General features: G+C 35.7%; 17 protein-coding genes and 2 other annotated features. All 17 genes read right to left on the bottom strand.

The annotated features are described in order from the left end of the window. Window positions 1-108: 108 nt before the first annotated feature. Entirely contained in the window at window positions 109-474 is a 366-nt protein-coding gene (rplL, locus tag CHB72_RS10915; protein WP_089282905.1) for a 50S ribosomal protein L7/L12, read from the bottom strand. Between the two features lie 51 nt (window positions 475-525). Beyond that, a complete protein-coding gene (gene rplJ / locus CHB72_RS10910; protein WP_089282904.1) occupies window positions 526-1026 on the bottom strand; it encodes a 50S ribosomal protein L10 in 501 nt (166 codons plus the stop codon). A 46-nt stretch (window positions 1027-1072) separates the two neighbouring features. Next, window positions 1073-1238, bottom strand: a sequence feature (ribosomal protein L10 leader region). Window positions 1239-1293: 55 nt separating this feature from the next. Next, window positions 1294-1992, bottom strand: a complete 699-nt coding sequence (rplA, locus tag CHB72_RS10905; RefSeq protein ID WP_089282903.1) for a 50S ribosomal protein L1 — start codon at window positions 1990-1992, stop codon at window positions 1294-1296. Between the two features lie 76 nt (window positions 1993-2068). Continuing rightward, entirely contained in the window at window positions 2069-2494 is a 426-nt protein-coding gene (gene rplK / locus CHB72_RS10900) for a 50S ribosomal protein L11 (RefSeq protein ID WP_089282902.1), read from the bottom strand. Window positions 2495-2546: 52 nt separating this feature from the next. Beyond that, window positions 2547-3065, bottom strand: coding sequence for a transcription termination/antitermination protein NusG (gene nusG, locus CHB72_RS10895; RefSeq protein WP_089282901.1), 519 nt, complete (start codon window positions 3063-3065; stop codon window positions 2547-2549). An 81-nt stretch (window positions 3066-3146) separates the two neighbouring features. Next, window positions 3147-3359, bottom strand: a complete 213-nt coding sequence (gene secE, locus CHB72_RS10890; protein WP_089282900.1) for a preprotein translocase subunit SecE — start codon at window positions 3357-3359, stop codon at window positions 3147-3149. A 30-nt stretch (window positions 3360-3389) separates the two neighbouring features. Continuing rightward, complete coding sequence (gene rpmG / locus CHB72_RS10885; RefSeq protein ID WP_089282899.1) at window positions 3390-3539, bottom strand: 50S ribosomal protein L33; 150 nt, start codon at window positions 3537-3539, stop codon at window positions 3390-3392. 272 nt (window positions 3540-3811) lie between these two features. After that, entirely contained in the window at window positions 3812-5005 is a 1194-nt protein-coding gene (tuf, locus tag CHB72_RS10880; protein ID WP_089282898.1) for an elongation factor Tu, read from the bottom strand. Window positions 5006-5218: 213 nt separating this feature from the next. Next, window positions 5219-5875: an RNA polymerase sporulation sigma factor SigH gene (sigH, locus tag CHB72_RS10875; RefSeq protein WP_089282897.1), complete on the bottom strand. Its 657-nt coding sequence runs from the start codon at window positions 5873-5875 to the stop codon at window positions 5219-5221. A gap of 186 nt (window positions 5876-6061) precedes the next feature. After that, window positions 6062-6571, bottom strand: coding sequence for an NYN domain-containing protein (locus CHB72_RS10870; protein WP_089282896.1), 510 nt, complete (start codon window positions 6569-6571; stop codon window positions 6062-6064). 32 nt (window positions 6572-6603) lie between these two features. Beyond that, on the bottom strand, window positions 6604-7356 hold the full coding sequence (gene rlmB, locus CHB72_RS10865; protein WP_089282895.1) for a 23S rRNA (guanosine(2251)-2'-O)-methyltransferase RlmB: 753 nt from the start codon (window positions 7354-7356) through the stop codon (window positions 6604-6606). Window positions 7357-7569: 213 nt separating this feature from the next. Next, complete coding sequence (thyX, locus tag CHB72_RS10860) at window positions 7570-8403, bottom strand: FAD-dependent thymidylate synthase (RefSeq protein ID WP_089282894.1); 834 nt, start codon at window positions 8401-8403, stop codon at window positions 7570-7572. Continuing rightward, window positions 8388-8771 carry a hypothetical protein gene (locus CHB72_RS10855; RefSeq protein WP_089282893.1) on the bottom strand — a complete coding sequence of 128 codons (384 nt, stop codon included), beginning with the start codon at window positions 8769-8771 and terminating at the stop codon, window positions 8388-8390. The genes thyX and CHB72_RS10855 overlap by 16 nt, the downstream gene beginning before the upstream one ends. An 11-nt stretch (window positions 8772-8782) precedes the next feature. Further along, complete coding sequence (locus CHB72_RS10850) at window positions 8783-9223, bottom strand: Mini-ribonuclease 3 (RefSeq protein WP_089282892.1); 441 nt, start codon at window positions 9221-9223, stop codon at window positions 8783-8785. A 168-nt stretch (window positions 9224-9391) separates the two neighbouring features. Then, the gene (gene cysS / locus CHB72_RS10845) at window positions 9392-10786 is read right to left on the bottom strand and encodes a cysteine--tRNA ligase (RefSeq protein ID WP_089282891.1); all 1395 of its coding nucleotides are present in this window, start codon (window positions 10784-10786) and stop codon (window positions 9392-9394) included. Next, window positions 10773-11495, bottom strand: a complete 723-nt coding sequence (cysE, locus tag CHB72_RS10840; protein WP_456297866.1) for a serine O-acetyltransferase — start codon at window positions 11493-11495, stop codon at window positions 10773-10775. The genes cysS and cysE overlap by 14 nt, the downstream gene beginning before the upstream one ends. 23 nt (window positions 11496-11518) lie before the next feature. After that, window positions 11519-11736: a binding site (T-box leader), on the bottom strand. Beyond that, window positions 11736-13214: a glutamate--tRNA ligase gene (gene gltX / locus CHB72_RS10835; RefSeq protein WP_207652539.1), complete on the bottom strand. Its 1479-nt coding sequence runs from the start codon at window positions 13212-13214 to the stop codon at window positions 11736-11738. It overlaps the preceding feature by 1 nt. Window positions 13215-13516 lie beyond the last annotated feature (302 nt).

Raw genomic sequence — 13516 nt, 5'->3', positions numbered from 1 at the left:
CCTCAACCTTAATCTCAATTCTTTCTCTTTAGCAAAAAAATATATAACAAAGCCTACCGATGAAAAATTCAAAGAAAGGCTTTGTTATCATTAAAAAGAAATTGTAAACTACTTAACTTCTACTACAGCACCAGCTTCTTCTAATTTAGCTTTGATTGCATCAGCTTCTTCTTTTGCAATCCCTTCTTTAAGAGCTTTTGGAGCGTTATCAACTACCTCTTTAGCTTCTTTTAAGCCTAAGCCTGTGATTTCTCTTACAACTTTGATTACGTTGATTTTAGAAGCACCAGCACTTGTTAATACTACATCGAATTCTGTTTTTTCTTCTTCTGCTGCTGCACCTGCTGCCGCACCACCAACTACTACTGGAGCAGCTGCTGATACACCAAACTTCTCTTCTGCTGCTTTTACTAATTCATTTAGTTCTAACACCTTCATATTCTCAATCGCTTCTAAAATTTGCTCGATTGTCATTTTAAGCACCTCCGAATTTTATTAATTATTTTTAATTTGTAATTTTAAAATCTATGCTTGCTCTTCTGATTTTTTATCTGCCATTGCTTTAATCAAGTAAGCAAAATTAGATACTGGAGCTTTTAAGCTACCGAGAAGTTTAGCAATAAGCACTTCTCTTGATGGAACATTGGCAATCTCTTTTAGTTTATCTTCGTTATAGAATGCTCCCTCAACGATACCTACTCTTAATTCAAGATTTTTATGGGCCTTTGCAAATTCACTTGCAATTTTAGCTGGAGCTACAGGATCGTCATAGCTAAAAGCTATTCCATTAGGTCCCACTAGTTCCTTTACCAATTCTTCCATACCGGCATTTTCAGCAGCTCTTCTTGCTAAAGTATTTTTATATACTTTATATTCAACACCAGCTTCTCTGAACTTGTTTCTTAATTCTGTAACTTCCTCTACCTTTAAACCTCTATAATCAACTACAACCGCCGCTGTAGAGTTTTGAAGTTTTTCAGTAATCTCCGCCACAACTCCTTTTTTGATTTCAACAGCCTTTGACATCCGGATGTCCACCTCCTTTACATTTATAGGCACTGTACTTTTCTACCCAAATATTAAAAGACCTCTTTGTCTGTAGACATTAGAGGTCTTTGTTTACTTAAATTCTAACATAAAATACGTCAATGTATTTCTATCGTTAGTTTATTTATACAAAGCCTCGGTAGGATATTAAGCAGTGCACCTACTGTCTACGGCAAAATATTCGTTTTTAACAGCAACTAAAATATTATCAATATATTTTATTTATGTCAATAGTTTTATTAAAATTTATTCACCAATTTTATTAGGACTTACTTTTAAACTAGGTCCCATCGTGCTGGTTAGCGCAATACTTTTTAAGTATTGACCCTTTGCTGCAGCTGGTTTCGCCTTAATAACAGCTCCTAATAATGTTTTTAAGTTATCTACAAGCTTTTCCTCATCAAAGGAAGCTTTTCCAACTGGTACATGGATAATATTAGTTTTATCTAATCTATACTCAACTTTACCAGCTTTAATTTCCTTTACTGCTCTTTCTAAATCAAAAGTAACAGTCCCAGATTTAGGGTTTGGCATTAATCCTTTTGGTCCTAATACTCTTCCCAATCTACCTACTACACCCATCATGTCAGGGGTAGCTACTACTACATCAAAGTCAAACCAGTTTTCACCTTGAATTTTTGCTACTAAATCTTCTGCACCTACATAATCAGCACCAGCTTTTTCCGCTTCACTAGCCTTTTCGCCTTTTGCAAATACAAGCACCTTTACATCTTTTCCTGTACCATGAGGTAAAACAACAGCGCCTCTAACCTGTTGATCTGCATGTCTTGAGTCAACCCCTAGTTTCACATGTAGTTCTACAGTTTCATCGAACTTAGCTGTTGATGTCTTTTTTACTAATTCAACCGCTTCTTTTAAATCGTATAATTTCTCTTTATCAATTAGCTTAATCGCCTCTTGATATTTTTTACTTCTTTTTGGCATTTTAAATCCTCCTTGTGGTATTATCGGTTAATCTGTGAGAACCTCCCACACCTATTGGGTATATATAGAATAGCTTTTAAGCTTCTACTTCAACACCCATGCTTCTTGCTGTTCCTGCAATTAAGTTCATTGCAGCTTCTACAGTATTAGCATTTAAATCAGGCATTTTTAATTCAGCTATTTCTCTTAACTTTTCTTTAGAAATTTTAGCTACTTTTTTCTTATTTGGTTCACCTGATGCTGTTTCAATACCTACTGCTTTTTTAATTAACACTGCAGCTGGTGGTGTTTTTGTAATAAATGTAAAGGATCTATCTTGATAAACAGAGATAACAACTGGAATAATTAATCCAGCCTGATCTGCAGTTTTCGCATTAAATTCTTTACAAAAACCCATAATATTTACACCGTGTTGTCCAAGAGCTGGTCCAACTGGTGGTGCCGGTGTCGCTTTACCTGCAGGAATTTGTAATTTTATTTGACCTACTACCTTTTTTGCCATGTTTCCCACCTCCTTATCATTGCGGATCAATATTTGAAACTTATATTTTTTACTACATTGGCTCTACCTGAGAAAACCCTAATTCTACAGGTGTTTCCCTTCCAAACATGGAAATGAGCACTTTAAAGATTTCTTTTTCCAGATTAACATGCTCAATGGTACCAATAAAGCTTTCGAAAGGACCTGAAATAACCCGCACAGTGTCGCCAACCTTCATGTCAATTTCATGTCGAATCTCTTCCACACCCATAGATCTTACTTCTGCATCCGTTAATGGAATAGGCTTCGAACTAGGGCCAACGAAACCAGTAACACCTCGAGTGTTTCTTACAATATACCAAGTTTCGTCTGTCATAGCCATTTTGATTAACACATAGCCTGGAAATAGTTTTACTTCTTTTACTTTCTTTTTACCGTTTTTAATCTCTATTTTTTCTTCTGTGGGTACTTTGACTTCCAATATAAAGCTTTCCATGCCTCTGTTGACAACCATCTTCTCGATATTTACTTTCACTTTATTCTCATAGCCAGAATAAGTATGCACTACATACCATTTTGCATCTTGGGACATATATAAGGAGCACCTATCCTTCTTAATGATAGATTACTCTCCCCTCCTTTTAAACTTAATAACATGAGCACTACCCTTTTGTTACTTGATAATCAGATTTAAACCAAGTCCAAAAAATGTATCTAATGCCCATAGTACAATTGTTGCCAATAAGCAAGATACTATAACAACACCTGTGTGGTTTTTCAATTCTGCTCTATTAGGCCAATTGACTTTCTTAAGCTCAGATCTTACACCTTTTAAGTATTTCCCAAGGCTTTTGGCTTTTGCATTTGTATTTGCTTGAGTAGTCATTTCGACTTCACATCCTTTTGCCAAAATTTATTATTTGGTTTCTCTGTGAGCAGTATGGCTTCTGCAGAATTTGCAGTATTTCTTCATTTCCATACGATCAGGGTTATTTTTTTTGTTCTTTGTTGTATTGTAATTTCTTTGTTTGCATTCTGTACATGCTAATGTGATTTTTACACGCACTGGTTACACCTCCCGTAAAACACAACCCTCTAAGGATTTTATTTATTTATCGAGTATAAGGTATAGATTCCTTCCATTATACAATTGTCACCTTATAAAATCTATCATATTTTGATTTTTATGTCAACGAAAAAATATCCTAGAGACTAAATTCAATGAAAGATTTGACCATACTCATTATACCCATTTCTTAAAGAATTTTGCATTTGATAATTAATAATTATAATTAACATTATATTGAGGACTAGGCTATCCCCAGTCCCCCAGTCTACTTATTCAATAATAGAAGCAACTACGCCAGCGCCTACAGTTCTTCCACCTTCACGGATAGCGAATCTTAAACCTTCTTCTGTAGCGATTGGGCTGATTAATTCGATTTCCATTGTAATGTTGTCTCCTGGCATTACCATTTCTACACCTTCTGGTAACTTGATACTTCCTGTTACGTCTGTTGTTCTAAAGTAAAATTGTGGCCTGTATCCATCAAAGAATGGTGTATGTCTTCCACCTTCTTCTTTCTTTAATACGTATACTTCTGCCATAAACTTTGTATGTGGCTTAATTGTACCAGGCTTTGCTAATACTTGTCCTCTTTCGATCTCTGTTCTTTGAATACCTCTTAATAATACTCCTACATTGTCTCCTGCTTGTGCTTGGTCTAGTAGTTTTCTAAACATTTCTACTCCTGTTACTACTAGCTTTCTTGATGCTTCTGCTAATCCTACTAACTCTACTACTTCTTGTACTTTTACTACGCCTCTTTCTACTCTTCCTGTTGCTACTGTTCCTCTTCCTGTAATAGAGAATACGTCCTCTACTGGCATTAAGAATGGTCTGTCAATCGCTCTTTCTGGTTCTGGAATGTATTCATCTACCACTTCAAACATTTCTACAATTTTGTCTGCCCATGGACCGTCTGGATCATTTAACGCTTGTAATGCTGATCCTTTGATTACTGGTGTGTCATCTCCTGGGAATTCGTATGCATTTAATAAATCTCTAATTTCCATTTCTACTAATTCTAATAATTCTTCATCGTCTACCATATCACATTTGTTCATGAATACTACAATATATGGTACACCTACTTGTCTTGATAATAGGATATGCTCTCTTGTTTGTGGCATTGGACCGTCCGCTGCTGATACTACTAGAATCGCTCCGTCCATTTGTGCTGCTCCTGTAATCATGTTCTTTACATAGTCAGCATGACCTGGGCAGTCTACGTGTGCATAGTGTCTGTTTGGTGTCTCATATTCAACGTGCGCTGTTGAAATTGTAATACCTCTTTCTCTTTCTTCTGGTGCTTTATCAATCATATCAAAAGCTACTGCCGATCCTGTTCCGAATCTCTTGTTTAATGTGATTGTGATTGCTGCTGTTAATGTTGTTTTACCATGGTCAACGTGTCCTATTGTTCCTATGTTTACATGGGGTTTCGTTCTTTCATATTTTGCTTTTGCCATTTTTTTCTCCTCCTCATTTTAAAAATCGCGTCAGCAGTATGTACACCTTGCCTAGTGTTTCTACTGGATTTCTTATGAATTTATGTCTGTTGTTATAAATTATTTTCCATCTACTGCTACGTTTCAAAAACTACCCGATACTCATTTTACTATTTGATTCCGACCTTGTCAACAAGGTTATATATTCTTGGCAACAAAAACTATGTGGAAAAATTAGGTATACCTCACCTCTAAATATCTTTCTAGTTTTCGCTTTACTCTTTGCAAAGCATTATCAATAGATTTTACATGACGGTTCAAATCGCAGGCGATTTCTTGATAAGATCTTCCCTGCAAATACAGCATTAATACTTTGCATTCTAAATCGCTAAGTATTTCACCTATTTTCCCCTCAATATGAACTAATTCTTCTTTGCAAATCATTAATTCCTCAGGATCTGTAATCTTATGGCCAGAAATAACATCTAATAATGTTCTGTCGGATTCTTCATCATAAATCGGCTTGTTCAAAGACACATAAGAATTTAGTGGAATGTGTTTCTGTCTTGTAGCAGTTTTAATAGCAGTAATGATTTGCCTCGTAATGCATAGTTCAGCAAATGCCTTAAAGGAAGATAGCTTGTCTGGTTTATAATCACGAATAGCTTTATACAAACCTATCATTCCTTCTTGAATAATATCTTCACGATCTGCACCAATTAAAAAATAAGACCTTGCTTTAGAACGTACAAAATTTTTATATTTTTTTATTAGTAATTCTAAAGCTTCCATTTCTCCGTTTTTTGCAGCTTCTACTATTGTTTCATCTAACGCATCATGTTCCTCAATGATGATTTCTTCATTTTTAGCCACCACAACGCTCACACACATCGCCTCCACACAGTTTTATAAAAAAGTCTTTCTTTGGAAGATCTAAAGGATGACTTTGTTGATATACATAAAGAAAACTATAATTTATACATAATTTCTAAAAATATATAATTTTTCATGCATTATAGAACGCACAAAAACTTTGGTATAATTATAACCTACTATATTATGTTAAGTCAAGAAATTTCATGACCTTCTTCTTAATTTTTCAAGCTTTTCTAGAACCAATGGATCGATTCGATTCGACAAAAAATCTTTTTGCTGCTGTAGAATCTCGGTTTTTTTTTGAATGTTATTTTTTATATTGTCGAAATCTATCACAAATTCCCTGACAGGTATTCTTGTGCCTCCACTACCCAAAATCATTTGTTGTTCTGTCCAGTCGTTGGTAACCACGGATGCTCGTTGTCTCTTAGATAGCTGCAGGATGAACTTTTCAATGTAACCGTCAGCAGTTTCCTTCTCCTTTGTAAAAACTACTTCTACACCTTTAATTTTATCGTTTTTTTCCATGCTTCCTTTTACTAAATGGGCATCAAAAACGATGATTACGTGAAGACCTTTGTAGCTTTGGTATTCTATCATTCTTTCTATCAACTCTATTCTAGCCTCTTCAAGGTTTTGTGTAGCTAGTTTTTTTAGCTGTGGCCATCCATTTATTACATTGTATCCATCAAGTATTAAATATTCCTTCAAGGTTCTTCCTCCATCCTGCTGTAAAGCTACTGTTACAATCGCTGTTTATCTGTATTTTTTTGTCTAAAAACCTCATACATCAATGTGGCAGCTGCTACAGAAGCATTTAAGGACGCTACTTTCCCTACCATTGGAATTTTAACTAAAAAATCACATTTTTCTTTTATAAGTCTAGAAATCCCTTTACCTTCATTACCGATTACTAAAGCAATTGCATCTTTCATATCTTCATGATAATAATCCTTATCACCACTCATATCTGCCCCTACAATCCATAATCCCTCTTGTTTAAGTTTATCTATGGTTTGAGCGATATTCGATACCTTAGCAACTGGAACATATTCAATAGCTCCTGCGGAGGTTTTTGCAACCGTAGCCGTTAATCCTACCGATCTTCTTTTCGGTATTACAATGCCATGGACCCCAACTGCATCTGCTGTCCGCATAATAGAACCTAAATTGTGAGGATCCATAATTTCATCCAATAGAATAACAAAAGGCTTCTCACCTTTTCTTCTAGCTATTTCTAATATATCCTCCACCTCAGTGTATTTATAGGCGGCTACTAAGGCTATTACCCCTTGATGATTGTTGGATTCAGCTATTTCATTTAGTTTCTGTCTTTCAACATATTGGATAAAAACCCCTTTATCTTTTGCCATGCCTATGACTTTGTTGATGGAGCCCTCCTTGGCACCTTTGGCAACAAGTATTTTATCAATTTCTCTTTCCGATTTTAGAGCTTCCATAACAGGATTTCTTCCTTCAACTTTATCATTTGCCACTTTTCAATCACCTCTTCTATGGGTAACCAACTACAGAACTTCATTTTGATATACTAAGGGCTACATTTGCAGCCCATGGTTTTGGGCGAAACCGTAGACCGTGTATATCAAAATTAAAGTTTAAAATTGGTTATCTATATAGATATATACTTCTTAAAGTTAAATTGTATTTCGGACTGACAGGCTCGTCAGCTTCTACAATGTTGATTATCTCTATAGGCTTTCAAACTTTTCCCTTACCTTTACAATCTCTCCACAGGTCATACTACCTTCGGGACATCCTTCATGAACACAGGCAGGTCCTGCATATTTGAAAATATTTGGAGCAACTGTCTTAACTAATTTCAGCATTTCAACTGCTAAGATTCTTATCTCCTCTTGTGCTCGATTGCAGCAACGTTTTTTAAAGAAATGCAACAATACTCTGGCATTCATAGTAACAATAATCTTTGTTTCACAAGCATTTGGCAAAACAGCTCTTGCATTTTCTATAGCTAATTTTTCTAAAACGCTACAATCTCTTTTAAAATGTCCTTTGCAATGATCGATAACCTCTGTGTTTGTCTTACCTTCTATTTCATGTAATAGAGTTTTATCTTTTTCTGCATAAAAGACTTTAATCTTTTCCACCAATAATCCTTCTGCAATCTTATCATAGGCTGTTTGTGCATCCTTCATTGCTTGAATAAAAATATTTTTAGCTTCTTCATTGTTTTTTATATCATTTGGAATAACGTATTCAAAGCTACCTTCTCTCACATACCTTTGACTTTTTTGAGAATAGCTGGCTAACCTATGTCGTACCAATTGATGAGTTAAGCTTCTTGAAACGCCTTCTATTCCAAAAGTAAAGACAGCGTGCTCTAGTGGTGATTCATGCTCCATTTCTGCCAACATCGCAACAAACTTTCCAATCTTTTCCTCTGTTAGTCCCTCTTCTAATTCCTCAATGCCTCCTGGGTAATAGCAAAGCTTTCCTCCCTTTGCCACTACAGCATCAGCATTTGGTGTATACGCTAATAGTTTCAGTTTTAATTTTGATTCCATTCTTGAACTCCCCCTTTGATATGTATATCTTTTATTGGTATAACATACAACAAATATGCTCTGACCTTAGCACGATATTGACCTTCCAACGTTTCTTTAATCCATTCTTCGGTAGAAAGGTCCTTGTACATAATATCTGTATTACCTTCCTCTTCTTCCTTCAGCACAAACATTACTCTATAAGTTAGCATTCCCCATTTTTCCAGTAAACTTGTATTCTGTATCGGAGCTATTTCTAAAGCAAAGTTTTTATACAGCTCTCTTTGACCTTCTAGTTCTCCTACAGGGTCAAACCACAAGGATTTAGCTATTAAGAGGCCTAGCAGAAGGATAACTACAATCAGCATTGCTTGTCCCCTTTTTTCCATTAAGGATCCTCCTATCGTTTCCTGCTTTCGTTAATAATTGCTACAGATTTTTCCATAATCTCTATAAGCCGTTGTATTCTACCAGAAAAAAACAAATACCCTAATAACGTTTCAAATCCTGTTGCATACTTATAATCAATAAGTTCTGCATTTTTGGGAGTAGTGGCGGATTTTTGATTACGTCCCTTTTTTACAATTCCCCATTCTTCTTCCGTTAATTGTTCTTCCAATTGATGAACAATTTCTGCCTGTGCCTTTGCTTTCACATATAGAATTGCTTTTTTATGAAGCTCCCCTACTAACAAATTACTTTGTTGAATGAGATAATTCCGAATATAGGTCTCAAAAACAGCATCTCCCATATAAGCTAAAGTCAACGGCGCCATCATTTTCACTTCTTTTTCATCTCTAACTCCCTCTTGACTCTGTAATTTTTCTAATAAATCCTTCATTTGATATGTCTCCCTATAATTATATAATAAAAAAGTCTACTTTGAACAATTTATCGGTTAGCTTTTTTGAAACACATAACGAAAATTATGCAGTCATCTAATCTTTTATTGTTCATAATTTCCTATGTGTTATAAAAAAGTCTACTTTGAACAATTTATCGGTTAGCTTTAGCTTCTTCTCCACTTTACCCCCTGAGAAGTATCTTCTAAAATGACACCCTTTTCCTTCAGTTGATCTCTGATTTCATCTGCCAGCTGATAGTTCTTATCTTTTCTAGCTTGTTGCCGTTTTTCGATTAACGCCTCTACTTCTTGGTTTAGAGCTTCTTCTTCCTTAGCCAGCAGCCCCAAGACACCTGTAGTCTCCAATAACAGGTCTAAAGCAGTCTTCACCAACTCCTTAGAAGCATCAGATAAGACATAAGTGTTGATAGCCCTTATCAAATCAAAAATAATGGCAATACCATCAGCTGTATTGAAATCATCATCCATTACCGAAACAAATTTTCCCCTGTAACTTAACAGTTGCTTTTGTAAATTATTTTCTTCTGCAGTTAAATCTTTTTCTTCTGCATTTTCCAGTAAATATTGCAGATTGTTTTTTGCATTATAAAGTCTCTCTAAAGCATTTGCTGCAGCAGATAATACTTCTCTACTAAAATTAAGTGGATTACGATAGTGAGCAGAAAGCATGAAAAAACGCAAGCTTTCCAAGTCAAATTCTTCAGCTATTTCCCTGGGGGTGAAGAAATTGTTTAAGGACTTCGACATCTTCTTATTGTCAATATTGAGGTATCCTACATGAAGCCAATAATTTGCAAAGGGTTTTCCTGTGCAAGCTTCACTTTGAGCAATTTCATTTTCATGATGGGGGAAAACTAGGTCGCCTCCTCCTCCATGAATATCAATGGTTTCTCCCAAGTATTTTTGAGCCATAGCAGAGCATTCTATGTGCCATCCAGGTCGACCTAAGCCCCAAGGACTTTCCCAGCTAGGTTCATCTGGCTTTGCAGCCTTCCAAAGAGCAAAATCCAACGGATTTTTCTTATGCTCATTCACTTCTACTCGAGCTCCCGCTTGCAATTCCTCTAAGCTTTGCTTTTTTAGTTTTCCATAATCTTTAAACCTCGATACATCAAAATACACATCTCCTACGATTTCATAAGCAAATCCTTTTTCGATTAGTGCCTCAATAAAAGTTATAATTTCCTTTACATTATCGGTTACCTTGGGATGAATATCTGCTCTTCTAATCCCCAAACTTCCTGCATCCTTAAAGTATTCTTCAATATATTTTTCGCTTATTTGTAGAGCAGTAACATTTTCTTCCTTTGCTCTATTAATAATTTTGTCATCAATATCTGTAAAATTTTGAACAAAAGTGACCTTGTAACCCCTATATTCAAAATACCTTCTCATTGCATCAAAAACCATAAAGGTTCTTGCATTACCTATGTGAAAATAATTATATACTGTTGGTCCACAGGCATACATTTTAATTTCTCCGGGAGTAATAGGAATAAACTTTTCTTTTTTTCTTGTTAAAGTATTATACAGCTTCATCATTATGTCCCCTTTCCTTCTCCATATCCATTTGTGCTAATTTTTTCTCTAAATCTATAATACGTTTTTGTAGGCAGCTTAATTCCTCTGCAATAGGATCTGGTAGTTTCCCATGTTCTAAGTCTATTTCATTGTTATGAACAGAACGAAGTTTTTTATTTTCTTTTATTACAATTTGTCCTGGTACCCCCACCACTGTACAATCTGGTGGTACCTCCTTCAATACTACTGATCCCGAACCAATTTTCGAATTATCTCCTACCTTAAAAGGTCCTAATACCTTTGCCCCACAGGAAATAACCACATTGTTCCCTATGGTAGGATGTCTTTTTCCCTTGTCTTTCCCTGTTCCTCCTAATGTAGCTCCTTGATAAATTGTAACATTATCTCCTACTTCTGCTGTTTCGCCAATAACCACACCAGTTCCGTGATCTATAAATACCTTTTTCCCTATTTTCGCACCAGGGTGGATTTCAATGCCTGTAAGGAATCTCGCTGTATTTGATATAAGTCTCGGCAGAATTACCCATCCCCTTCTAAAGAGAGCATGGGAAAAACGGTGAATTAGAATTGCATGCAATCCAGGGTAACACAATAATACCTCTAAAACATTTTTTGCAGCCGGATCCCTTTCAAAAATAGCATCAATATCTTCTCTAATGGTTTTAAAGAAACTCATCATCTTCATCTCCCTTACTTTTATTCTCAATAAAAAAACTCCATCTCTGCTAAATCAGAGACGGAGTATATTCCGCGGTTCCACTCTGGTTGAATGAAAACTTCATTCCCCTTTGGGTCTGTAACGGGACCTCCCGATTTACTCTACTCTATTTCAAGTAATGACTCCCAGGTGCATTTCAATCTACCTATACTTTAGAATCACTCTCAGCCGATGACGATCCCTCTCTGAAAAGCAGTACAGATTTACTTCTCCTGTTCAAAGTCTTTCTTATATAAAATTACTTATTACATATTCTATGCGATATAATAAATTTTGTCTACCCAAAACTTTCATGATCAGTGGCAAATCTGGTCCATGGGCCTTGCCAGTTATAGCCACACGAATTGGTTTAAACAGATTAGGCCCTTTTATTCCTTTTTCTTTCTGAATTTCCTTAAATATTTTTTTAACATTTTCTTGATCTATAGCCTCTGCTGTCTCTAACTTTTCACGAAAGGCCTGCAACAATTCGCCTACATAATCCTGCTTCAAGATTTCTTCAGCTTCTTCGTCTTCTGGCTTTGCATCTTTCTTGAAAAATATGTCTACCTTTTCCACAATTTGTTGCATATAATCAATACTATCCTTCACTACCGATACCATATCCTGCAGCCATTCATGTTTTTCCCCAGCTTCAGTCTCAGTGATGTAAGCAGCTTCAATCAAATAAGGGATGGCTAAATCGGTGATCCTCTCGATAGCCCCTTCCTTAATATAATGATTATTCATCCAATTTAGCTTATTTACATCAAAGACACCGCCGCTCTTGGACACTCTATCTAAAGAAAATTTTTCTTCTAGTTCCTTCATAGAGAATATTTCTTTATTTTCTTCAGGGCTCCATCCTATTAACGCAACATAATTCACTAAAGCCTCTGGCAAATAACCTTTTTTCATAAAATCTTCTACCGCCACATCTCCCTGACGTTTGCTTAACTTTTTCTTCTCAGTATTTAGTATATTAGGAAGATGAACAAATTGTGGCACCTTCCATCCTAACACCTCATACAAATAAACATGCTTTGGTGTGGAAGGTAGCCACTCTTCACCTCGAATCACATGGGTAATTTTCATTAAATAGTCATCTACCACTACAGCAAAATGGTAGGTAGGAAATCCATCAGATTTTATTAGTACTTGATCATCTACCTCATCTGAATTAACGACTACCTTACCTCGAACAGCATCATCAAATTCTATATTCTTATTAACAGGTAGTTTTAGTCGAATAACATAAGGCTCCCCTGCTTGGATTTTTTCCTGAATCTCATTTTTAGTTAAGCTTTTGCAATGCCCATCATATTTGGCTGTTAATCCTAATGATTTTTGTTTTTCTCTTATCTCTTCTAATCTTTCCTTGGAACAAAAACAAGGATAAGCGTCTCCACTATCTAAAAGTCCTTGTATATATTTCTTATAAATTTCTAATCGATGAGATTGGATATAGGGCCCATATTCTCCCTTTTCTACTAGCTCTCCATCTCTTATTGCGATTCCTTCATCATGGTTAATACTAGCCCAATCCATCGAACTTAATAGATTTTCAATAGCACCCTCTACTAGTCTGCTTTGGTCTGTATCTTCTATCCGTAAGACATATTTTCCCCCATGCTTTTTAGCAAGTAAATAGTTATATAACGCCGTTCTTAAACTGCCTATATGTACAAATCCAGTGGGACTTGGCGCAAATCTTACTCTTACCGACATAATGTAAACCCTCCTATTTTTTAGATAACCAACCACAAAACCTGATAAAAAATATTAAATCAGTGACTATCTACAGCATTTATATTACCCTATTATAAACCATAACGCCTAGTGTATCAAGGGAAATTCTTTATCCTTCGGTGTATTGCTAAGTCTCCCGCTTCTTACTGGGAGTTCAAGCACTACATCCAGGAAATAAATTCGGCTACAATTCAAAGTGAGAAAAGCTCCCTCTAGATAAACAAACTAAGTGACCAACACGAAAGTTACAAGCCAAACTTTCGGTTGTCTACTTATGAATT

Origin of the sequence: Anaerovirgula multivorans (assembly GCF_900188145.1) — a bacterium.
In the GTDB taxonomy this organism is placed as follows: Bacteria; Bacillota; Clostridia; order Peptostreptococcales; family Natronincolaceae; genus Anaerovirgula; species Anaerovirgula multivorans.
Note: the sequence above shows the minus strand (reverse complement) of the source record. Positions and strands in the feature narration are given on the sequence as shown.